The 21,842-nt window shown below is 46.4% G+C and carries 30 protein-coding genes; 24 read left to right on the forward strand and 6 right to left on the reverse strand.

Annotated elements, in window-relative coordinates:
* Positions 1 to 69 precede the first annotated feature (69 nt).
* Positions 70 to 960: a patatin family protein gene (locus tag B5G11_RS04465; protein ID WP_330677387.1), complete on the forward strand. Its 891-nt coding sequence runs from the start codon at positions 70 to 72 to the stop codon at positions 958 to 960.
* 628 nt (positions 961 to 1,588) lie between these two features.
* Here the strand turns inward: B5G11_RS04465 and truA are convergent.
* Complete coding sequence (gene truA / locus B5G11_RS04475; protein WP_087252328.1) at positions 1,589 to 2,332, reverse strand: tRNA pseudouridine(38-40) synthase TruA; 744 nt, start codon at positions 2,330 to 2,332, stop codon at positions 1,589 to 1,591.
* Between the two features lie 80 nt (positions 2,333 to 2,412).
* On the opposite strand from truA, the gene B5G11_RS04480 reads away from it, so the two are divergent.
* Positions 2,413 to 2,892, forward strand: a complete 480-nt coding sequence (locus B5G11_RS04480) for an acyl-CoA thioesterase (RefSeq protein WP_242958930.1) — start codon at positions 2,413 to 2,415, stop codon at positions 2,890 to 2,892.
* 13 nt (positions 2,893 to 2,905) lie between these two features.
* Here B5G11_RS04480 and B5G11_RS04485 read toward each other — a convergent pair whose 3' ends face one another.
* Together B5G11_RS04485 and B5G11_RS04490 are read right to left on the reverse strand one after the other, a co-directional pair.
* Complete coding sequence (locus B5G11_RS04485; protein WP_087252329.1) at positions 2,906 to 3,208, reverse strand: hypothetical protein; 303 nt, start codon at positions 3,206 to 3,208, stop codon at positions 2,906 to 2,908.
* On the reverse strand, positions 3,111 to 3,653 hold the full coding sequence (locus B5G11_RS04490; protein WP_087167821.1) for a hypothetical protein: 543 nt from the start codon (positions 3,651 to 3,653) through the stop codon (positions 3,111 to 3,113). The genes B5G11_RS04485 and B5G11_RS04490 overlap by 98 nt, the downstream gene beginning before the upstream one ends.
* Positions 3,654 to 3,759: 106 nt before the next feature.
* Between B5G11_RS04490 and B5G11_RS16510 the strand changes: the two genes are divergently transcribed.
* The 3 genes from B5G11_RS16510 to B5G11_RS04500 all read left to right on the forward strand — a co-directional run bounded on the left by B5G11_RS16510 (position 3,760) and on the right by B5G11_RS04500 (position 6,094).
* Entirely contained in the window at positions 3,760 to 3,918 is a 159-nt protein-coding gene (locus tag B5G11_RS16510) for a hypothetical protein (protein ID WP_171027902.1), read from the forward strand.
* 151 nt (positions 3,919 to 4,069) lie between these two features.
* Positions 4,070 to 5,137, forward strand: a complete 1,068-nt coding sequence (locus tag B5G11_RS04495) for a GTP-binding protein (protein ID WP_087252330.1) — start codon at positions 4,070 to 4,072, stop codon at positions 5,135 to 5,137.
* Between the two features lie 15 nt (positions 5,138 to 5,152).
* Entirely contained in the window at positions 5,153 to 6,094 is a 942-nt protein-coding gene (locus B5G11_RS04500; protein WP_087252331.1) for a GTP-binding protein, read from the forward strand.
* 54 nt (positions 6,095 to 6,148) lie between these two features.
* Here the strand turns inward: B5G11_RS04500 and B5G11_RS04505 are convergent, their stop codons facing one another.
* Positions 6,149 to 6,379: a chorion class high-cysteine HCB protein 13 gene (locus B5G11_RS04505; protein ID WP_087252332.1), complete on the reverse strand. Its 231-nt coding sequence runs from the start codon at positions 6,377 to 6,379 to the stop codon at positions 6,149 to 6,151.
* Between the two features lie 153 nt (positions 6,380 to 6,532).
* Between B5G11_RS04505 and B5G11_RS04510 the strand changes: the two genes are divergently transcribed.
* The 15 genes from B5G11_RS04510 to B5G11_RS04580 all read left to right on the forward strand — a co-directional run bounded on the left by B5G11_RS04510 (position 6,533) and on the right by B5G11_RS04580 (position 16,592).
* A complete protein-coding gene (locus tag B5G11_RS04510; RefSeq protein ID WP_087252333.1) occupies positions 6,533 to 7,453 on the forward strand; it encodes a S8 family peptidase in 921 nt (306 codons plus the stop codon).
* A 74-nt stretch (positions 7,454 to 7,527) separates the two neighbouring features.
* A complete protein-coding gene (ylxM, locus tag B5G11_RS04515; RefSeq protein ID WP_182466514.1) occupies positions 7,528 to 7,872 on the forward strand; it encodes a YlxM family DNA-binding protein in 345 nt (114 codons plus the stop codon).
* Between the two features lies 1 nt (position 7,873).
* Entirely contained in the window at positions 7,874 to 9,238 is a 1,365-nt protein-coding gene (gene ffh, locus B5G11_RS04520) for a signal recognition particle protein (protein ID WP_087167827.1), read from the forward strand.
* A gap of 39 nt (positions 9,239 to 9,277) precedes the next feature.
* The gene (gene rpsP, locus B5G11_RS04525) at positions 9,278 to 9,523 is read left to right on the forward strand and encodes a 30S ribosomal protein S16 (protein WP_087167828.1); all 246 of its coding nucleotides are present in this window, start codon (positions 9,278 to 9,280) and stop codon (positions 9,521 to 9,523) included.
* Between the two features lie 24 nt (positions 9,524 to 9,547).
* Positions 9,548 to 9,775, forward strand: a complete 228-nt coding sequence (locus B5G11_RS04530; RefSeq protein WP_087167829.1) for a KH domain-containing protein — start codon at positions 9,548 to 9,550, stop codon at positions 9,773 to 9,775.
* A 93-nt stretch (positions 9,776 to 9,868) separates the two neighbouring features.
* Complete coding sequence (gene rimM / locus B5G11_RS04535; RefSeq protein ID WP_087167929.1) at positions 9,869 to 10,378, forward strand: ribosome maturation factor RimM; 510 nt, start codon at positions 9,869 to 9,871, stop codon at positions 10,376 to 10,378.
* A gap of 16 nt (positions 10,379 to 10,394) precedes the next feature.
* On the forward strand, positions 10,395 to 11,153 hold the full coding sequence (gene trmD / locus B5G11_RS04540) for a tRNA (guanosine(37)-N1)-methyltransferase TrmD (RefSeq protein ID WP_087252334.1): 759 nt from the start codon (positions 10,395 to 10,397) through the stop codon (positions 11,151 to 11,153).
* A gap of 102 nt (positions 11,154 to 11,255) precedes the next feature.
* Positions 11,256 to 11,603 (forward strand): 50S ribosomal protein L19, encoded by a 348-nt coding sequence (gene rplS / locus B5G11_RS04545; RefSeq protein WP_087167831.1) that lies wholly within the window; start codon positions 11,256 to 11,258, stop codon positions 11,601 to 11,603.
* Between the two features lie 69 nt (positions 11,604 to 11,672).
* The gene (gene lepB, locus B5G11_RS04550; RefSeq protein ID WP_087252400.1) at positions 11,673 to 12,245 is read left to right on the forward strand and encodes a signal peptidase I; all 573 of its coding nucleotides are present in this window, start codon (positions 11,673 to 11,675) and stop codon (positions 12,243 to 12,245) included.
* 16 nt (positions 12,246 to 12,261) lie between these two features.
* On the forward strand, positions 12,262 to 13,113 hold the full coding sequence (ylqF, locus tag B5G11_RS04555) for a ribosome biogenesis GTPase YlqF (protein ID WP_087167832.1): 852 nt from the start codon (positions 12,262 to 12,264) through the stop codon (positions 13,111 to 13,113).
* A gap of 12 nt (positions 13,114 to 13,125) precedes the next feature.
* Entirely contained in the window at positions 13,126 to 13,695 is a 570-nt protein-coding gene (lepB, locus tag B5G11_RS04560; RefSeq protein ID WP_087167833.1) for a signal peptidase I, read from the forward strand.
* On the forward strand, positions 13,688 to 14,446 hold the full coding sequence (locus B5G11_RS04565) for a ribonuclease HII (protein ID WP_087252335.1): 759 nt from the start codon (positions 13,688 to 13,690) through the stop codon (positions 14,444 to 14,446). The genes lepB (B5G11_RS04560) and B5G11_RS04565 overlap by 8 nt, the downstream gene beginning before the upstream one ends.
* Before the next feature lie 13 nt (positions 14,447 to 14,459).
* Positions 14,460 to 14,810 (forward strand): YraN family protein, encoded by a 351-nt coding sequence (locus tag B5G11_RS04570; RefSeq protein ID WP_087252336.1) that lies wholly within the window; start codon positions 14,460 to 14,462, stop codon positions 14,808 to 14,810.
* A gap of 13 nt (positions 14,811 to 14,823) precedes the next feature.
* Entirely contained in the window at positions 14,824 to 15,717 is an 894-nt protein-coding gene (gene pgeF, locus B5G11_RS04575; protein ID WP_087252337.1) for a peptidoglycan editing factor PgeF, read from the forward strand.
* Entirely contained in the window at positions 15,699 to 16,592 is an 894-nt protein-coding gene (locus B5G11_RS04580; protein WP_087167837.1) for a mechanosensitive ion channel domain-containing protein, read from the forward strand. Before pgeF ends, B5G11_RS04580 begins: the two co-directional genes overlap by 19 nt.
* Before the next feature lie 66 nt (positions 16,593 to 16,658).
* Here the strand turns inward: B5G11_RS04580 and yfcE are convergent, their stop codons facing one another.
* Positions 16,659 to 17,201, reverse strand: a complete 543-nt coding sequence (gene yfcE, locus B5G11_RS04585) for a phosphodiesterase (RefSeq protein ID WP_087252338.1) — start codon at positions 17,199 to 17,201, stop codon at positions 16,659 to 16,661.
* A 151-nt stretch (positions 17,202 to 17,352) separates the two neighbouring features.
* Here yfcE and rsmD point away from each other — a divergent pair, with 151 nt between their 5' ends.
* The gene (gene rsmD, locus B5G11_RS04590) at positions 17,353 to 17,904 is read left to right on the forward strand and encodes a 16S rRNA (guanine(966)-N(2))-methyltransferase RsmD (RefSeq protein ID WP_087252339.1); all 552 of its coding nucleotides are present in this window, start codon (positions 17,353 to 17,355) and stop codon (positions 17,902 to 17,904) included.
* Positions 17,905 to 17,977: 73 nt separating this feature from the next.
* Entirely contained in the window at positions 17,978 to 18,559 is a 582-nt protein-coding gene (locus B5G11_RS04595) for an ATPase (RefSeq protein ID WP_087167840.1), read from the forward strand.
* 6 nt (positions 18,560 to 18,565) lie between these two features.
* Here the strand turns inward: B5G11_RS04595 and B5G11_RS04600 are convergent, their stop codons facing one another.
* The gene (locus B5G11_RS04600; RefSeq protein ID WP_242958931.1) at positions 18,566 to 19,495 is read right to left on the reverse strand and encodes a transporter; all 930 of its coding nucleotides are present in this window, start codon (positions 19,493 to 19,495) and stop codon (positions 18,566 to 18,568) included.
* A 115-nt stretch (positions 19,496 to 19,610) separates the two neighbouring features.
* Here B5G11_RS04600 and B5G11_RS04605 point away from each other — a divergent pair, with 115 nt between their 5' ends.
* Together B5G11_RS04605 and B5G11_RS04610 are read left to right on the forward strand one after the other, a co-directional pair.
* The gene (locus B5G11_RS04605) at positions 19,611 to 21,050 is read left to right on the forward strand and encodes an aminoacyl-histidine dipeptidase (protein ID WP_087252340.1); all 1,440 of its coding nucleotides are present in this window, start codon (positions 19,611 to 19,613) and stop codon (positions 21,048 to 21,050) included.
* A gap of 201 nt (positions 21,051 to 21,251) precedes the next feature.
* Positions 21,252 to 21,785 (forward strand): nitroreductase family protein, encoded by a 534-nt coding sequence (locus B5G11_RS04610; protein ID WP_087252341.1) that lies wholly within the window; start codon positions 21,252 to 21,254, stop codon positions 21,783 to 21,785.
* The last annotated feature ends 57 nt before the right edge of the window (positions 21,786 to 21,842 follow it).

Here is a 21,842-nt window from a genome sequence, read left to right on the forward strand (position 1 = left end):
TGTTTACTTCATGAAAAGAAGCTGATACTATAAAAGACAAAGGCAAAATTTGAAAGCAGGAGGAGAAAAATGGACGAAAGACAGAATAGCCAGAATAACAAACTGATTCCTGCGGTTCTTGTTCTGGAAGGAGGCGCGACAAGAGGAGTATTTACCTCCGGAGTGCTTGACTTTCTTATGGAAAAAGATTTTTACACAACCGATGTGATCGGAGTATCCGCAGGGGCCTGCAACGCAATCGATTATGTGTCCAGGCAGATCGGACGCACGAAAAAGTGCATGATACACAAGGAAAAAGAATATGACTTTTATCTGGGCCTGCGCAAGATGGTCAAGGAAAAAAGCATGATGGATATGGATCTCATTTTTGACCGGTATCCAAAAGAGCTGATTCCATTTGACTTTGACACGTACTTCCAGTCGGAGATGAAATGTGATCAGGTAGTGACAAACTGCGAGACCGGGAAAGCAGAGTATCTCGATGAGAGAAAAGAAAAAGAACGGCTTCTAAAAATCTGCCGGGCTTCCAGCAGTATGCCGCTGGCAGCTCCGATTGTCCGGATTGACGGAGTTCCGTATCTGGATGGAGGACTTGCAGATTCCGTGCCGATCGAAAGAGCTTTAAAAAAGGGAAGGAAAAAGATTATTGTCATTCTGACAAGAAACGAGGGCTATCGGAAGAAGAAACCGTCCCTTGGAGAAACCAGAATCTATCGCGCTGCATATAAGAAATATCCGAATCTGGTCCGGACGATCCTGAGACGTCCTTATGTTTACAATAAGCAGATGGAGCAGATTGAGCAGTTGGAACGGAAAGGAGAAATTTTTGTCCTCCGTCCGAAGATAAAAACGATAGGAAGAATGGAAAAGAATTACGATCGTCTTACATCGTTCTATGAGCACGGCTATGTGCAGATGAAAGAAGAGTATGAAAGACTGCTGGAATATTTAAATAAATAAAATGAAAAGCAAATAAGATCAGCTGAAGTGGCAGCTGGTCTTATTTTGTGCCGACAGGTGATAATAATAGATGCGGAAAATGCTTTAACATAAATTTAGCATGAAATTAACGGTATAATTATTGAATCGAATTTGTAATGAAGATAATATTGGATTGAAACAATGTCTCTCTAAAACAGGAGAAAATCGACTTATGTTGAGCTTCTTATAGTTTGGTTGGTAAAAGATATGATTTCATGTTTTTTAAATCTATACGTGATTTTAAGATACAGCATTTATATCGGTTCTTTGATTTTTATCTGTCTTTTTCAGATAAAGCGCAGAAAATGGGGATTGTATACCTGGCGGATCTGTTCAGGCTGCACGGTCGTGGATGTTCTGATTACATCGATATTCAACAAAATGGACGTGCATCTTGCATATGACTCCACGATATTAATGTTTATGATTTGTTTTATAATATCACCGTTTCTGTGGGAAGTCAGTACCTGCAAAAACTGTGGCAGGAGGCTTTTTCTGCTTCCGCTGTTTCGAAACAGATGCCCTTGCTGCAGCAAACTGTTGTATTAAAAAAAGCCGGAAAGAAAAGGTTCAGTCGTGCCCTGTCCTTTCTGGCCTTTTGTCTGTACTATTGTGGATATTCTGCCTCCTGGAAGAACAGGCCCTTTGGATCGATCGGATCAGATGCGGCTTCTTTGCCGTCAAAGATCCGTCCGATATCGTCAACCGGACGCATTCCCTGTCCGATATCCAGGAGTGTGGAGATGATGATCCGTGCCATATTATGAAGGAAGTCATTGGCTGTAATAGTGAATTCCAGTTCATCCCCGCTTCCGTATATGTCAATGGAGAAGATTTCCTTGACTCCGCCTTTTTTCTTTTTAGAGGAAGAGAAGTGCTGAAAATCGTGGCGTCCAACCAGAAGTCCGGATGCTTCACGCATCTTCTCAATATCCGGTTTCTTAAACAGATGATATACATACTTCCGTTCGAATACATCCGGCACTTCCGCAGTGGAGATCCGGTAGATATAGGTGCGTTTCTTTGCATTTAAGGAAGCGTGGAAACGCTCCGGCATATCCTCTACTTCCAGAACAGCAATGTCGGAAGGGAGGTAGCGGTTAAAATAATGCTTGATTTCCCTGGCACTGAGGCTGCAGCCTGTATGGAAATTGACCGTCTGTGCGTAGGCATGGACTCCGGTCTCTGTCCTGGAAGCACAGAAAAGCTCTGATTTTTGACCGGTCATCCGGAAAATTACTTCAGAAAGTTTTCCGGAAATGGTACTGGAAGTATCCTCACCGGCTCCGAGTCTCTGCCAGCCGTGGTATCTGGAGCCGTCGTATTCTATTGTCAGTCTGATATTTCGCATAGATTTTACTCCTTTTTTCTTTTGTAGTACCATGATATAATAAAAAAAGGAAAAAAGAAAGTCAAAAAGAGGTTAAAATTATGAGTGAAATCATACCAAAGAGAGTCGAGGATTCCATGGTGGAGACGGTCCATCTGGTGCGGCCTACCCATCTGAATTCAGCCGGCCGTCTGTTTGGGGGCGTTTTGATGCAGTGGATTGACGAGGCAGCCGGTATTGTAGCAAAGCGTCATTGCATGAGCAATATTACAACAGCTTCAGTAGATAATCTCCGGTTCATCCGCGGGGCTTATCAAAATGATATGGTTGTGATCCGGGCGAAAATGACTTATACAGGACACACATCCATGGAAATCAGGGTAGATACCTATGTGGAGGATCCGACCGGCATGCGCCGGCCGATCAACCGTGCTTATTTTACGGTAGTGGCGCTGGACGAAAATGACCGTCCAAAAGAAGTTCCCCGTCTGATAGTCGAGTCTGAGACAGAAAAGGCCGAATGGGAAGGGGCTCTGAAAAGAAGAGAAAACCGCCTGATGAGAAAAGAAGAAGGATTTTAAAGAGGAACTGTATTCAGTTCCTCTTTTTCCATGCAGCATTGACAAAGGCGACCATCTGGTCGATTCGGGCCTGTTCTTCCTTGCTTTTCCCTTCCTTTAAAAACTGGAGAATCAAAGTCATTTCATCCTCGGAAAATCGGATTCCTTTTTGATTTGCCTGAGTGATCAAAGACATCATGACAGGCGCCAGATTCCGGCCTGTTTTTCCCTGTGTCCTTTCAAATGCTGTCCGTATCAGTTCCTGTTTCAGCGGATCCAGGTTCCGGATCGCAGGATTCTTCATCCATTCCGCCCACTGGCTGTCCTTCGGATTCATCTTCAGCTTCGCCTCCTTTTTCAAACATTTGACTGTAGAGATCGAACATGTCGTCCGTGCCGGAAGGCATCATGGACCGGAGCAGATCTGCCGGGCCGGGATGTTCTTCTGCCGGACCGGCAGCATTCATCATTTCCATCATGCTCATGGCGGAAAGAGCCATATCGATCTGTTCGGCCTCGTCTTCCTTCATATACGGGCGGAGCTCTTCGAAAATTTCCATTGCGCCCGCCTGTTTTGGCGAGAGACATTCCCCCAGGCCAAAATGAGGGAAGTTCCGGAAATATGCAAGTGTATTATGAAGCTCCATATATTTGATCCAAACAGCCAGAATTTTCTGAGTGCCGGAAGGCAGATAGGGGAGGAACAGCTTCATAATATGAAGATGTTCAGGTACTACCAGCATATCGAAAGGTGTCATGGGAAATGGAGTTTTGTTCTTCATATGTTTGCATCTCCTATCTGATCCGGCGTTGTAAATATATATGTGAATAAAACCGAAAATATGCGGGCATCATATACTGGAAGAAAAAGGAAAAGGAGAATGAGACATGCCAAGAAAACTGATTCTGGACGGGAATACGGTTTATGAACTGGATGAAGAATGCATGCTGCAGCAAAAATGTTCCGAATACGATAAAGAGACTCTCGCCGTTCACGTTAATAAAGAAGATGAGGAAAAAGCAGTAAGACGTCAGAACAGGAAATAGACCGGAGATGCAATGGATAACGTCTGTTTCAACTGCAGAAATTTTCAGGACCGGAGCAGCCGGTCCTGCTCTTTTTTACAACAGAAGTCTTTTAAAAAAGACAAAAAACTGCTATGATAAAAGACGATGAAAAAAGAAAGAAGGATGCATTATGACAAAAGTAGATATTATCTCCGGCTTCCTCGGAGCCGGAAAGACCACCTTTATCAAACGTCTGGTGACGGATGTATTTCAGGGGGAAAAGATCGTACTGATAGAAAATGAATTCGGGGAAATCGGAATCGACGGCGGATTTCTGAAAGATGCCGGGATCGAGATTACCGAGATGAATTCAGGCTGCATCTGTTGTACCCTCGTGGGAGATTTCAGCGAAGCGCTGAAAAAAGTCGTAGATCAGTATCATCCGGACCGTATCATCATTGAGCCGTCCGGTGTGGGCAAGCTGTCTGACGTGGCAGGAGCGGTCAGAAATGTAGAGGAACACTGCGGAATCGAACTGAACAGCTGTATCACAGTAGCAGACGGAAAGAAAGTAAAGATCTATCTGAAGAACTTCGGTGAATTTTACAGCAATCAGATTGAACATGCCGCAACGATCGTGCTGAGCAGGACCCAGTCCATGACAGACTCAAAACTCAAAGAGGCTGTCGCTCTGATCAGGGAAGAAAACCCGGATGCTGCCATCATCACAACACCATGGGATCAGCTTGACGGGGAAGTGATCCGCAATGCGGTAGAGCAGACTTCCAAGCCGACGGATCTTCTCAATGAAGCATGCCTTCACCATGATCATGACGGATGCTGCCACCATGATCACGAAGATTGCGGCTGCCATGAGCATCATCATGACCATGAAGGACATGGACATGAGCACCATCATGATCACGAAGACTGCGGCTGTCATGAACATCACCACCACGATCATGAAGGGCATCATCATGCAGACGATGTGTTTACAAGTTGGGGAACAGAGACCGTAGAGAAATACGACCGTTCCGAGATTGAACAGTTCCTGGATTCTCTTGCAGATGAAGAAACATACGGTACCATTTTAAGAGCAAAGGGAATCGTCGAGGGAACTGACGGAAGCTGGATGGAGTTTGACTATGTGCCGGGAGAATATGAGATCCGTGACACCAAAGCGGATTATACCGGAAAGATCTGTGTGATCGGAACCGATATCCATACTGATAACATTCAGCAGACACTGCATGTATAGACAGGAGAGTGCCAGATGGAAACAGTAGTAGAACTTTTTACAGGATTTCTGGAAAGCGGGAAGACAACTTTAATTAATGAAGCGCTGCACAGCCCGGACTTTCTTGACTACAATCAGACACTTCTGATTGTCTGTGAAGAGGGGGACGAGGAGTACGACGAAGCGTGGCTTAAGAAAAACGGAATCATCAAATACGTGGTAGACGAGGAGGAAAAACTTAATGAATTCTTCCTTGAGGGACTGGAACTGAACTACCGCCCGGATCATGTCATGATCGAGTTCAACGGCACATGGGATCTGAACCGGATGCTGGAGATGAAGCTTCCGCCGGGATGGGAGATTGGAGCAGTACTCTCTACTGTGGATGCAGGCACGGCAGAGATGTATCTTTTGAATATGAGAAATATGTTTCTGGCTCCGCTTCTTTATTCTGATCTGGTTATTGTCAACCGGACAGAGGACGATACGGATAAAGCCAGGATCCGCAGAAGCATCAAGGTGATGAATCCGAGAGCACAGATCGTTTTTGAAAATGAGGACGGAGAGCCGGTTGAGAATACAGAGGAGGATCTGCCGTTTGATCTGAATGCGCCGGTGATCGAGATTGATGAGATCGATTACGGCATCTGGTATCTGGACGCCATGGAGCACCCGGAGCATTACAAAAACAAAAAGCTCAGGTTTCTTGCACAGGTATATAAAAACAAGAAACTGGGAGGCGGTTTTTTTGTGCCGGGCCGTTTTGTGATGACCTGCTGCGAGGAGGACATTACATTTCTTGGGTATCTTTGTAAATGTAAAGAGGAGATTCCCTATCAGAACAGAGACTGGGTATTTGTAACGGTTTCGTTCCGGTATGAATATATGAAGCAGTACAAAGAAAAAGGACCGGTTCTTTACCTGGAAGAGGTTCTTCCGGCAAAGAAACCGGCCAATGATGTGGTAACATTTGATTAGAAGAAAAGAGGAGGCGGGATGTTTTACCCCGCCTCCCCTTTTTGTCAGCAGGCACTAGCAGCAGCCGTTGTCGTTATATCCGTTTCCGCCAAATCCGCCGCAGCAGCAGAGCAGAAGGATAATCCACAGGCAGTTGTCACATCCGCCGCCAAAACCGCTTCTTCCGTTTCCTCCGCATCCGCCGCAGCAGCACAGAAGAAGGATGATCCACAGGCAGGAATTACCTCCGAAACCAGAAGAAGATTCGCATCCGCATCCACAGTTTGTTGCACTTAAGTCACTCATTTTTTTGCCTCCATATTTGTTATTTACAATGTTATACTATGTAGCAGGGCTTGTAAGTGTTTCCTTGATTTCAAAATATTTCCAAAGAGAAAATATAAGGCGCTCACACAGAGGTTTTTTCTTGAATAGGATGAAAGAAAAGGAGTTTTTTGCGTGAGACGGGTTAAGGAAAACGTTCATTATTTTTGTGACGATACACTCTTTGGTCATATCGACGGGCACGGGATCACGACGGCCGTGCTGGATACCGGTATCTCACCGCACCCGGACCTGGAGGGACGGATTGTCGCATTTGGTGATATGCTGCATGGAAAAAGGCGGATGTATGACGATAATTCTCATGGCACTCATGTGGCAGGCATCATTGCAGGATCAGGGAAAATGTCGTCCGGAGTGTATGCAGGCATCGCTCCGGCTTCCCGGATTGTGGCCGTTAAGGTGCTGGATCAGAAAGGGGAAGGAAAGATCCGGCATCTGATAGAAGGCATCCGGGCGATCCTGAAAAACCGGGAAAAATGGGAGATCCGGATCGTGAACATTTCGATCGGAACCCTTCCCCACCGTGGAGACGAGGAAGAGGCGGAGCTTCTGCGCTGGGTGGACCGGATGTGGGATGAGGGCCTTGTAGTTGTTACGGCGGCCGGAAATTTCGGCCCCAGGAGTGGAACCGTAACGATTCCCGGTGTCAGCAAAAAAGTGATCACAGTCGGAGCGTCCGATGACGGAGAGCAAAAAGACCGGTTTGGAAAAGTCGGGACGAATTACTCCGGCAGAGGACCGACATTCGAGTGCGTCTGCAAGCCGGATCTGGTGGCCCCCGGATCCTATATCCGTTCCTGCAACGGATTCGGACAGAAAAAGAATCAGAAGATGTATTCGGTAAAAAGCGGCACCTCCATGTCCGCTCCCATTGTATCCGGGGCAGCGGCGCTTCTTTTGAGCAAATATCCGGATATGAAAAATGTGGAAGTCAAGCTTCGTCTTCTGATGAGCGCGGATGACATGGGAAAGGATGCAAACATTCAGGGAAGAGGGCTGTTAAACATCGAAAAACTGCTTAATCCAAAGCTGTAAAAAATTTTTATGGTGTCAAGCATTTCCTCTTGACACCGCATTTTATTTATAGTATGATGTCACAGGTGAGAAACATGGATGAAATCGTAATGCGTGCTCTGCTGTATGATTTTTACGGCGAACTGCTGACAGCAAACCAGAAAGAAATATATGAACAGTTTATGCTGGAGGATCTTTCCCTCGGTGAGATTGCCGAAGAGAGAGGAATCAGCAGGCAGGGGGTCCACGATACGATCCGTCGGTGCGAAAAGACGCTGGAGGGGTATGAGGAGAAGCTCCACCTGATCCGGAAGTTTCTTACAGTAAAAGAGAAGGTACATCAGATTGACCGTCTGCTGGACACCTGGCAGGAAAAGGAGAAAGAGACTCTGATCCGCGAGATCCGGCAGATTTCAGATGAAATCATAGAGGAGTTATAGAATGGCATTTGACAGCTTAACAGAGAAACTTCAGAATGTATTCCGGAATCTGCGAAGCAAGGGGCGGCTGACAGAAGAGGATGTAAAGGCGGCCCTCAGAGAAGTCAAGATGGCTCTCCTGGAAGCCGATGTAAACTTCAAAGTTGTAAAGAGCTTTATCAAAAACGTGCAGGAACGCGCGGTCGGACAGGATGTTATGAATGGACTGAATCCTGGACAGATGGTAATCAAGATCGTAAACGAAGAGCTTGTCTCTTTGATGGGGTCTGAGACTACGGAGATCAAGCTGGAACCTGGGAAAGCAACGACTGTCATCATGATGGCAGGGTTACAGGGAGCCGGTAAGACGACCACTACCGCAAAGCTTGCAGGGAAGTTCAAGCTCAAAGGCAAGAAACCGCTTCTGGTTGCCTGTGACGTTTACCGTCCGGCGGCGATCCAGCAGCTTCAGATTAACGGGGAGAAGCAGGGTGTAGAAGTATTTTCCATGGGAGAGAAGCATAAACCTGCAAATATCGCCAAAGCGGCCATGGAGCATGCGGCGAAGAACGGAAACAACATTGTAATCCTGGATACGGCCGGACGTCTTCACATTGATGAAGATATGATGGAAGAACTCCAGGAGATTAAAGAGGCAGTGACCGTACACCAGACGATTCTTGTGGTGGATGCCATGACTGGTCAGGATGCGGTCAATGTTGCAAAGGAATTCAACGATAAGATTGGAATAGACGGTGTCATTGTCACAAAGCTTGACGGTGATACAAGAGGCGGTGCCGCACTTTCCATCAAGGCCGTGACAGGGTGCCCGATCCTGTATGTTGGTATGGGTGAGAAGCTCTCCGATCTGGAGCAGTTTTATCCGGACCGTATGGCATCCAGAATCCTTGGTATGGGTGATATCCTCACTCTGATTGAAAAAGCGGAGGCTGACATTGACGAGGACAAGGCAAAAGAGATGTCACAGAAGCTTCGGAAGGCCCAGTTTGACTTTGAAGATTATCTGGAGTCCATGAAGCAGATGAGAAACATGGGAGGCCTTGGAAATATCCTCGGCATGCTTCCGGGAATCGGCGGCATGATGGGAAAGAAAGGTAAGATGCCTGACATTGATTCCGATGATGCGCAAAAGAAGATGGAGCGGATGGAGGCTATCATCTACTCGATGACAGTCAAGGAGCGGAGAAATCCGGATATCCTGACACCTTCCAGAAAGCACCGGATTGCAAAAGGCGCCGGAGTGGACATCTCGGAAGTGAACAAGCTGTGCAAGCAGTTTGAACAGATGAAAAAGATGATGAAGCAGATGCCTGGAATGATGGGCGGCAAAGGTGGTAAAAAGGGAAAATTCAAATTACCTTTTTAACATAAATAAAAGAGAAACAGTATAGTGGAGGTGAAACAAATGGCAGTAAAAATCAGATTAAGAAGAATGGGACAGAAAAAAGCTCCTTTCTATAGAATCATCGTAGCTGATTCCCGTTCCCCAAGAGACGGTAAGTTCATCGAGGAAATCGGTACTTACGATCCGACAAAAGATCCGAGCGTTTTCAAGGTAGACGAAGAAGCAGCAAAGAAATGGTTAAACAACGGAGCACAGCCGACAGAAGTTGTAAGCAAGATTTTTAAAGCAGCTGGTATCGAAAAATAGTCCAGACGTCGGAGGTGCCTGCATATGAAAGAATTAGTAGAAGTAATTGCGAAAGCTCTGGTTGATGAACCGGATCAGGTAGTAGTTACGGAAAAGGTGGAAGGCAGAACTACGGTCATCGAAGTTCATGTGGCAGAAGGCGATATGGGTAAGGTGATCGGCAAACAGGGCCGTATTGCGAAAGCAATTCGTTCTGTTGTAAAGGCTGCCGCCGCAAAAGAAGACAAAAAGGTAGTCGTAGATATCACTTAAGCAGTGATGTCTGCGGACTGCAAAAGCAAGAACAGGCTGCCATGCCGGGCATGTGCGGGACTGTTCTTCATTTTTATAGAGAAGGAGAAGCGTATGGAACAGTTTCTGCAGGTGGGAGTGATTTCAAGCACACACGGAATCAGAGGTGAGGTAAAGGTCTTTCCTACCACGGATGAGAAGACACGCTTTCAGGAGCTGAAAGAAGTCATACTGGATACAGGAAAAGAACAGATGACGCTGGAGATTGAGAATGTCCGTTATTTTAAACAGATGGTCATTCTGAAGTTCAGAGGAATCGATAATATAAATGATATCGAGCGTTATAAAGGCCGCCCGCTTCTCGTTGCAAGAGAAGACGCCGTGCCGCTTGATGAAAACGAATACTACATTGCCGACCTGATCGGCATGGATGTAGTGACGGAGGACGGTTCCTGTTTCGGACGCCTGAGCGATGTCATGGAAACAGGCGCAAATGATGTTTACATCATTCAGACAGAAAAGCAGGGAGAAGTTCTGATTCCGGCCATCCGCGAATGTATTTTGGATGTGGATCCGGAAAAGAGGCAGATGAAGATTCATCTGATGAAGGGACTGATCCAGTAACAGGAAGGAAACACAGATGAATTTTTACATTATGACATTGTTTCCGGATATGGTAGAACAGGGATTGAAGACCAGTATCATCGGACGTGCCGAGGCAAAAGGTCTGTTATCCATTGACGCGGTCAATATCCGGGATTACGCATTTAACAAGCATCAGAGCGTGGATGATTATCCATATGGAGGCGGGGCAGGAATGCTGATGCAGGCAGAGCCGGTTTTTCAGTGCTATGAGGCCGTCTGTCAGAAGACAAAGGCATCAAAGGAAGGAAAAAGACCGAGGCTTGTCTACCTGTCTCCACAGGGCAGGACCTTTAACCAGGAAATGGCGGAAGAATTCGCGAAAGAGGATGAATTGATCCTGCTTTGCGGCCACTATGAAGGGATTGACGAGAGAGTACTGGAAGAGATTGTGACAGATTATGTCTCCATCGGAGACTATGTCCTGACAGGAGGAGAACTCGCGGCTATGGTCATGATAGACGCAATATCAAGGCTGGTACCTGGAGTCCTTCACAATGATGTTTCGGCAGAGTTTGAGAGTTTTCAGGATCACCTTCTGGAATACCCGCAGTATTCCAGGCCGGAGACGTGGCACGGAAAACAGGTGCCGCCGATACTTCTTTCCGGTCATCATGCGAACATTGAAAAGTGGAGAAGGGAACAGTCAATTATCCGGACTGCTGAAAACAGGCCGGATCTGCTTGAAAAAGCAGAACTTACGGAAAAAGAGCAGAAATTCCTCGAAGAATATAGAAAAAACAGCTTGCAATCCTAAAGACTATATGATACACTAGGACTGTTGTGAGAAGAAAGAGATGGTCCTCTGATACGGTATATCAAGTATTAAGAACGTCAAAAGAATCAAGGAGGTCACACAATGAACGAAATCATCAGAAAGATTGAAGCAGAACAGCTCAAAGAAAACGTACCACAGTTTAACGTGGGAGACACTGTAAAAGTTTACGGTAAAATCAAAGAAGGAAACCGTGAAAGAATCCAGGTGTTTGAAGGAACTGTATTAAAGAAACAGGGCGGAAGCACAAGAGAAACTTTCACAGTAAGAAAATTCTCCAACGGTGTGGGCGTTGAGAAGACATGGCCGCTGCACTCTCCAAACGTAGAAAGGGTAGAGGTAGTAAGAAGAGGTAAAGTCAGAAGAGCAAAACTTAACTACTTAAGAGGCCGTGTAGGTAAGAGAGCAAAGGTCAAAGAATTAGTTAAATAGGACATGGGAAGGGGCAAGGTACATTCATGTATGATTGCCCCTTTTGTGTTAAATAAACAGGTATGTTACATGAAGAAAAGAATACAGTTTGGAAAAGAAAAAAAGCAGATTGATTATGACCTGATCCGTACTGTCGGAATCTGGGCATTTAAAATTATTCTTGTATGCCTGCTGGCACTTGTCATTGTGTTTTATTTTGGAAGACAGGTAAAAAATTCAGGAGATTCCATGCGTCCGGCAGTGCTGGACGGAGATATCGTTCTGGTAAACCGAATGATTTATGACGCAAGCAAGCCAAAACGCGGCGATATTATTGTATTCAAGCCAAACGGCAATGAAAACGCCCGATCCTATATCAAGCGGATTATCGGACTTCCCGGAGAGACTGTTCAGATCAAGGACGGGGAAATCTATATTGACGGCGAGAAGCTGGAAGAAAAGTACGAAACAACTGCCATTGAGGATGCCGGAACCGCTTCGGAGGAGATAACTCTGGACGGAGATGAGTATTTTGTTCTGGGCGATAACCGCAGGAACAGTGAAGACAGCAGAATGGCAGATATCGGGAATGTAAAACGTTCCGAGATCGAAGGCAAAGCATGGTTTGTTCTTTCGACAAAAGGAAATTTTGGATTTATATAGATAAAAGGAGGCACCTATGCATTTTCAATGGTACCCGGGTCATATGACCAAAGCGAAAAGAATGATGCAGGAAAATATCAAACTGATTGACCTGATTATCGAACTTGTGGATGCGAGAGTTCCGGTCAGCAGCCGGAACCCGGACATCGATGAACTTGGAAAACAGAAAGCAAGACTGATCCTTCTGAACAAGTCAGATCTGGCATCGGAAGGATGCAACGAAAAATGGGAGAAGTATTTCAAAGATAAGGGCTTTTCCGTTGTGAAGGTGAATTCCAGAAGCGGAGCAGGGATCAAATCCATCAACGGGGTGATTCAGGAAGCCTGCAGGGAGAAAATCGAACGTGACAGAAGACGCGGTATTTTGAACAGACCGGTCCGTGCCATGGTAGTCGGAATTCCGAATGTAGGAAAGTCGACCTTTATCAATTCCCTGGCTGGAAAGGCCTGCACCAAGACCGGAAACAAGCCGGGTGTGACAAAGGGGAAACAGTGGATCCGTCTGAATAAGCAGGTGGAGCTTCTGGACACACCTGGAATTCTCTGGCCGAAGTTTGAGGATCAGGAAGTCGGGATGAAGCTGGCTTTCATTGGATCAATCAAAGATGAGATTTTAAATACAGAAGAGCTTGCTGCAGAGCTGATCCGGCGTTTGCAGGGCAGATACCCGAATCTGACGGAAGAACATTATGGGATAGAGGAAAGCCGGGATCCGTACGAAACACTGCGTTTGATCGCAGAAAAGAAACACTGCCTGACAAAGGGAGGAGAGCTTGACTTAGAGAAAGCGGCTGTATTATTTATGGATGATTTCCGAAGCGGAAAGCTTGGAAGGCTGACGCTGGAAATTCCGGAGGATTACGAATAAGGGGAGACAAAGATGAAACAAGAGGATAAAGAAGAAAAGGGGAAAAGGAAATCAGCTGCGAGGGAAGTGCTGGACTGGATCATCTATATTGGCATTGTCCTGCTGCTTTCCTGGCTGATTATCACATTTGTCGGAGTACGCACTGTAGTAGACGGCCGGTCCATGGAGCCGACACTTCATGACGGAAACAACCTGATTGTAGATAAGCTGTCGTACCGTTTCCGTGATCCGAAACGTTATGAAATCATCGTTTTTCCGTACAAATATGAAGAGAATACATATTATATCAAACGGATTATCGGCCTGCCGGGAGAGACGGTCCAGGTGAAAGACGGGGAAGTCTATATTGACGGGGAACTGCTCGGAGAAGATTACGGGGCAGAGCCGATGGAGGATGCCGGAATTGCCGCGGAGCCGATTCAGCTTGGCGACGATGAATATTTTGTCCTGGGCGATAACCGGAACCACAGCTCGGACAGCCGGGACGCCAGTGTCGGAGTACTGAAAAGGGAGGATCTGATCGGAAGAGCCTGGATCCGGATTTATCCGTTTGATGAAATGGGGTTTGTTGTACATGAGTAAAACAATCAAAGAAATAAAAGAAGAGTTCGGGCGAACCCCTGTGGAGAGCTGGAATGCGCTTTATTCGGAATACGAAGGTGATTCCCGTTCCGGCGTTCAGAAACTGCTTCACTCTTTTCGGAAGCAGGAGGAGGCCAGAAAGCAGGAGCTGATACGTCTGGAGGAAATGTGCCGGTACGAAAAGAAATATCAGTCCTATGATTATATCTGTGGGATTGACGAAGTGGGGAGAGGGCCGCTTGCCGGCCCGGTGGTAGCGGCGGCAGTGATCCTGCCAAAGGACTGCCAAATCCTCTATATCAATGATTCAAAGAAACTTTCGGCCAAAAAGCGGGAAGAGCTTTATGGCGAGATCATGGAAAAAGCGATTGCAGTAGGAATCGGGATGGCGGGACCGCAGAGAATTGACGAAATCAATATTCTGCAGGCGACTTATGAGGCAATGAGGGAAGCAGTGAGTAAGCTGACGGTCCGGCCGGATCTGCTGCTCAATGATGCGGTCACGATTCCGGATGTCCTGATTCCACAGGTCCCGATTATCAAAGGAGATGCGAAAAGCATTTCCATCGCCTGTGCCAGTGTTATTGCAAAAGTGACAAGAGACCGGCTGATGGTGGAATACGACAAAGTACTTCCGGAATATGGATTCGCGTCCAATAAAGGGTATGGATCCAAAGACCACATCGAGGCACTGAAAACATATGGACCGTCCCCGATTCACAGAAGCACATTTATCACACACTTTGTGTAACGGAGGATGCCGGATGAATCAGAAAGACAAAGGAAATGCTGCGGAACATCTTGCGGCAGCCTTTCTGGAGAGAAAAGGCTTTCAGATTCTGGAACGGAATTTCCGCTGCCGTGCCGGGGAGATTGATCTGATTGCGAAGGAAGGGGACTGTATCGTTTTCGCAGAGGTCAAATACCGGAGCAGCACGTCTCTTGGACGGCCGGAGGAAGCGGTTGACCAGAGAAAGCAGCGGCGGATCTGCAGGGCTGCACTTTACTATCTTACAACCCATGGGCTTTTGGAGAGCCCGGTCCGCTTTGATGTGATTGCCGTCCTTGGAGAGGAGATCACGCACTTTGAACATGCATTTGAATTTCAGGAATAACAGGTAACAGATTATGAAAACATGGAAAACAACAAACAATCAGAATGATATTGTGTGCCGCACCGGAGCAGGAGACGTTCCGTATCTGTCGTTTCCGCTTCTTGAGCAGAGCGGTCTGGTACATCATGGATTCTCCACCCGCATGGGCGGAGTGAGTACCGGAATCTATGAGAGCATGAACCTGAGCTTCACAAGGGGCGATGAAGATGCATCTGTCCGGGAGAATTTTGAACGGTTCGGCGCTGCAATCGGCGTCCGGACTTCTGACATGGTCTTTTCCAGACAGACACATACGTCCAATGTCCGTATTGTCACAGAGGAGGATCGTGGAAAAGGAATTGTCTGTCCGGTAGATTACGATAATGTTGACGGCCTTGTCACCGATGTGCCGGGACTCTGCCTTGTGACATTTTATGCAGACTGTGTTCCGCTGTTTTTTCTGGATCCGGTCAGGAAGGTGATCGGTCTGTCCCATTCCGGGTGGCGCGGGACTGTGGCAAAAATCGGCCTGGAAACGGTGAAGAAGATGCAGGAAGTCTATGGAAGCCGCCCGGAGGATACTCTGGCATGTATCGGCCCGTCCATCTGCCAGTCATGCTATGAAGTGAGCGGAGATGTCATTGATGCGTTCCGGGAGTCTTTTTCTCCCAGGCTTTGGGAAACACTGTTCTACGAAAAACCGGACGGGAAATATCAGCTTAACCTCTGGAAAGCAAATGAAGTGGTCTTTGCCGAGGCCGGCATTTTGACGGAACACATTGCGGTGACGAATATCTGTACGAACTGCAATCCGGAGCTATTATATTCACACAGGGCGTCCGGCGGCAGACGGGGGAGTCTTGCCGCCTTTCTTGCCCTGAAAGAAACACAGGAGGGAAATCAACCACCATGTATTACACACTTCTGACAGAAAATGTAACAGAGAGGGTAACCGAAAATATTCAGCAGGAAGTCGAGACACAGACAAACTTTGCTGTCAATTTCCTGAATGAAAATCTGCCAAAGGTCATTGAATTCGGAATCGGTGTGATCTTTGCGCTGATCTTTTTTGCGATCGGAAGGGTTTTGATCAACTGGGTACGGAAACTCGTCCGCGCTTCCATCGAACGGTCCAATGCAGACAAAGGGGTAGAGCAGTTTGTGGATTCCTGTCTGAAGACGGGGCTGTACGCAATACTGATTTTAACAATTGTTGTGCGTTTTGGAGTGGATACTTCTTCGGTAGCAGCGCTTCTTGCTTCCGGAGGTGTGGCAATCGGTCTTGCGTTACAGGGAAGCTTGTCAAACTTCGCCGGAGGAGTGCTGATTCTTCTTCTGAGACCATTTACAGTAGGAGACTATATTATTGAGCATACGGATAATCTGGAAGGAACTGTTAAAGAGATTCAGATTTTCTATACAAAGCTTTCCACTGTTGACAACAAGACGATCGTTATACCAAACGGAAGTTTATCAAACAACAGTCTGACCAATGTAACAGCGATGGATCTTCGACGGCTGGATTTTTATGTCAGAATCGGATACGATGAGGATCTGCAGTCTGCTCAGAAGATTATCCGGCATGTAATGGAGCAGGAGCCGGAAGTAATCAAGGATAAAGAGCATACGGTTTTTGTGGATGATCTGGCAGAAAGTTACGTGAGACTTTGCGTAAGACTATGGCTGAAATCCGATGTATACTGGGATATACGGGCGAGTATCATGGAAAAGACGAAACTTGCACTTGACGAAGCGGGAATCCGCTTTGCCGGACAAAAGATGGAAATTGTCATGAAAGAATGACAGAATCATAAAAAGGCGGCAGAGAGCATCGCGTGAAAATCATGACGGATGCCTCTGCCGTTTTTCTTACATGGAATAGATCTGATATTCCTCTCCTTCCAGAGTTTTCCAGTGAAAGGTACCATTTTCAAGAATCATATAGCTATGCCGGCTGTTCTCTTTTGGAAGAGAGACAGATCCCGGATTCAGATAAGTAAAGGTCTCTGTTTTTGTACATGCAGGCACATGAGTATGTCCGTGAAGCAGGATATCTCCTTCCTGAAGAAGCGGTGGTGTCTGCAGATTATACTGATGACCATGTGTAACAAAAACCATCCGGTCCTTTTCGGAAATCAGACAGTAGTCTGCAAGAATAGGAAAGTTGAGAACCATCTGATCGACTTCGCTGTCACAGTTTCCACGCACACAGAAAACACGTGATGCAAGAGGATTGAGCAGTTCAATCACCTTCTTCGGATCATATTCCGCAGGAAGATCATTGCGCGGGCCGTGATAGAGGATATCTCCAAGAAGAACCAGACGGTCGGCGGATTCGTTTTTAAATGCTTCCAGCATTTTCTTGCAGTAAAAAGCAGATCCGTGGATATCGGATGCAATAAAATATTTCATAGCAGTATTCCTCCTTTTCTCAAAAAGTGTATCACAGTCTAAAAAAATACTCAAGCTCTGCCCGATCGTGATTTGACAGAAAAAGGATCCATCCGATATAATAAGTGGCAGAATCATACTGCCTTTTCAGGTGGAAGAAAGGAATAAGAACATGCGTGTAATAGCAGGAAGTGCAAAACGATTGCAGCTAAAAACGATAGAAGGGCTTGACACAAGGCCGACAACAGACCGGATCAAGGAGACACTGTTTAATATGATTTCCCCGGAACTTGCCGACTGCCGGTTTCTTGATCTGTTCAGCGGCAGCGGAGCCATCGGGATTGAAGCATTAAGCCGCGGCGCGCGGACCGCGTATTTTGTAGAAAAAAACCAAAAGGCGGCAGCCTGCATCCGTGACAATCTGAAACATACCAGACTGGAGGATCAGGCAGTCCTGATGAAAACAGATGTCATCAGCGCACTGAGAAAAATGGAAGGAGAAGCGCCGTTTGATTTCATTTTCATGGATCCGCCGTATCATGCGGGAGCAGAGTTTGAAGTATTTGATTATCTGAGATCTTCTTCACTCGTCAGCGAGGATACACTGATCATTCTGGAGGCATCTTTGGATACTGATTTCAGTTTTCTGGAGGAGATGGGATACGAGATTATAAAAGAAAAAAAATATAAAACAAACAGGCATATTTTTGTCGAAAGACGTTGAGTTCTTTCGTGGAACGTGATAGAATAACAAAGTAAATGACAGGATTTGTCGAAGTAAGAAGGAGAGTGTAACTATGAGCAGCCGAATTGAGCAGATTATTGATGAAATTGAGGAATACATAGATAATTGTAAGTTCCAGCCATTATCCACGACAAAGATTATTGTGAACAAAGATCAGATCGACGAGTTGTTGAGAGAACTCAGAATGAAGACGCCGGAAGAGATCAAGCGTTATCAGAAGATCATCGATAATAAAGACGCAATCCTTGCAGATGCCCAGACAAAGGCAGATACGATGATTCAGGAAGCAAAAGCAAAGACAGACGAGCTTGTAAGTGATCATGAAATCATGCAGCAGGCATATGCACAGGCAAACGAGATCGTAGCGGCTGCTACGGAACAGGCACAGCAGATTATTGACAGCGCGACTGAGGATGCAAACCAGCTCCGCATGGGTGCCATGGGATATGCAGATGATCTGATGGCAAAAGTAGAAAATATGATCGGACATGCGCTGGATAATTATACATCCAAGTATGACAGCCTTGTCAATTCCCTTCAGGAATCTTACGACATGGTACGCAATGACCGCGAGGAACTCCGGATTCAGGATGAGACAGAAGCAGAGTTCGCTCAGGCTATGGATGAGGAATAATAGCTGCTACAGTATTTGAATATAGAGATACGCCATGAGACTGGCTGCCGCACCGGCAGCCAGTTTTTCTGCAATATACGGAGTGATTTTCAGACCACTTCCATTCAGCATGCTGTTTGTCTGTGCACCGGCACAAAATCCTCCGAAGGCACAAAGTCCCATGATACAGGCATAGCGTAACGAAAAGGGAAGAGGGAGTGTTTCCAGCATTACCACTCCATTTGTGATCTCCAGAAAAGAAAGCAGCAGCCTGCCTGGAAGAGTACCGGCGAAGGGGAGCTTGCACGCAAGTTCCAGAAATACGGAAAATACAATAATATATCCTCCGGTTTTGGTTATCGTTTCAAAGCTGTCCATAATTGACAGATCAAGTACATCCATGGAAAAACGTCCGTTGTCTCCGTGAAAAACTGTCGGTGCCGGATGGGTTTCTTTTTTCAGATAGATCCTGCAAAAGGCGAAGCTCAGTACCACGGGAACAAGAAGAAAAATTATCATGGATCCAAAGACAAGAGAAGGGTCCCCGATCGTCTGGCATACTACAAACCCGGCCATAAAACCAGGGCTGGTATTATTGCAGAAAGAGAGCAGATATGCCCCCTCGCGGGATGAAATCCTCCGGTCCCGCACCAGATCCGCCGTGACCTTCGCACCCATGGGATAACCGCATAAAAATCCGGTAAGCACCGCAAAACAGCCGCCCGGACTGACAGAAAACAAAGGTCCGAGGACCGGATAGACAAGGCGTGAAATGTGCCGGATCAGACTGGTCCTCAGCATGATATTGACAATAATCAGAAAAGGAAGCAGAGTCGGAAGTACCGTCTCAAACCAGAGCAGCAGCCCGTTCCTGGCCCCCTGAAATACATCTCCCGGAAACAACAGCATGATGACAAATAGAAAAATCGTGAAAATGACAAAAAAATAACGTTTCAAAATTGTTCCTTTGGTAAAAATAGTCAATAAATTGTATGAAAAATATGGTGATTTTAGAAGCACTATGCTATAATAAGTTTAGATTTGGTAAAAAACGAGAGAAAGGGAGATAACAATGGCAGTACTGGAACAATTAGAACCAAAAAAAGTATTTCAGATTTTTGAGGAGCTTTCCTCTGTTCCGCGAGGAACATTTTACGATGAGAAAATCAGCAACTGGTGTGTGGACTTTGCAAAAAAACGGAATCTGGAATACATACAGGACGACGCGGGGAACGTCATCATCAAAAAGCCGGGGACACCTGGATATGAAAATTCGGAGCCGGTCATTCTGCAGGGACATATGGATATGGTCTGCGAGAAAGTGGAGGGCTCAGATCACGATTTTGAGAATGATCCTCTGGAGCTTTATGTAGAAGACGGATATGTAAAAGCGAAAGGAACAACACTTGGCGGTGACGACGGAATTGCCATTGCCTACGCATTTGCGCTTCTCGACAGCGATGATATTCCGCATCCGCCGCTGGAAGTTATTGTGACAACAGACGAAGAGATCGGAATGGGCGGAGCCAATGCCCTTGACATGTCACAGATCAAGGGAAATATTTTCCTCAACATCGACGGAGAAGAGGAAGGCATTATTCTTGCAGGCTGTGCAGGAGGTGTTCTTGAGACTTTGAAGATTCCTGCAGAGAGGGAAGAAAAGAGCGGTTCTGTGATGAGAATCAAAGTAAGAGGACTCCGGGGAGGACATTCCGGATCCCAGATCCACGAGCAGCGTGGAAACGCAAATAAAATCATGGGAAGAATCCTGAATCATCTCGATCAGGGTACTGAGATTGCTCTTGTATCCGTAAGTGGAGGTTCCAAAGATAATGTCATTGCCGGTACGGCAGAAGCAGTAATTGCAGTGGCAGATCCGAAGAAGGCTCAGGAGATTGTATCTGACATGGAAGCTACATTAAAGGCAGAGTTTTCCTCTGATGAACCGGATCTTCAGGTTCCGGTTACCGTCACGGAAGAGACGGTACAGGCACTCACAAAAGAAGTCACAAAGAAAGTGATTTTTGCAATGGTCTGCACACCGTACGGTGTACAGGGACTCAGCAGAGATCTTCCAGGTGTGGTAGAGACTTCCCTGAATCTTGGTATTGTAAAAACTGATGAGACAGCCATCTCCCTGATGTACTATCTGAGAAGCAGCGTGAACTCCCAGATGCAGGAATTAAAATCCATTTTCCGGACATGGGCTGAAATGCTTGGAGGCACTCATGAAGAGAGTGGAGAATATCCTGCATGGATGTATCAGAAAGAATCAAAAATACGTCCTCTGATGGCGGAAGCATACAAGGAAGTCACAGGTAAGGATGCCGTGATTTCTACTGTACATGCCGGACTGGAATGTGGCCTTCTGTCTGCGAAAAAGCCGACACTGGACTGTGTTTCCTTCGGACCGGATATCCCGGATGTACACTCTGTCAATGAGCGTCTGGATATCGAGTCAACCGCGCGTGTATGGGAAATGATCAAAGTGGTTCTCGCAAAACTGAAATAAAACAGAATGTGGACGCCGCGCCGGTGACAGGAATGCTGCCGGCGCGGAACTCTTTGTTTAACAGGAAACTCCGTTCCCTGTTAAACAAAAAACGCTCCGCGGGATGCGCACTCGCGCAAAGCAGAAATTAGTCGCTAAAGCGACCGCGCTCGGCGCGAGAGTTCCGCAAGCGGAACTCTTTATTCTGAAAAGGAGGATATTATGGAATTACAGAATGCATTGGAAACAAGAAGAAGTATCCGGAAATATCAGGCAAAACCGGTGGAGCCTGAGAAAATCCGCCAGATGATCCAGGCGGCTATTCTTGCTCCGTCCTGGAAGAATTCTCAGGTTACGAGATATTATGTCGCACAGTCTGAAGAGGCACTGAAAAAGGTAAGAGAAGCGCTGCCGGAGTTTAACCGTAATAATACAAAAGATGCCCCGGTTCTGATCGTTTCCACCATCGTTAAGGGCCGTTCCGGATACAATGTGGATGGTACTGCCTCCAATGAACTGGAAGACGGCTGGGGATGCTACGACTGCGGCATGCAGAATATGAATCTGCTTCTGAAAGCGACCGAACTTGGTCTGGGAACCCTTGTAATGGGAATCCGGGATGCCGGGAAACTGAAAGAGGTATTTGAGATTCCGGAAGAAGAGATCGTTGTCAGCGTGATCGGAGTCGGATATGCGGATGTAGATCCGGAAATGCCGAAGAGAAAAAGCGTCGATGAAACCGCGAAATTTTATTAAATTCAAATCTGAAAACAAAACTGCCGGATTCCCTGATGAACCGGCAGTTTTTGTTTA

This window comes from Drancourtella sp. An57 (assembly GCF_002161525.1).
GTDB classification, from domain to species: domain Bacteria; phylum Bacillota; class Clostridia; order Lachnospirales; family Lachnospiraceae; genus Sellimonas; species Sellimonas catena.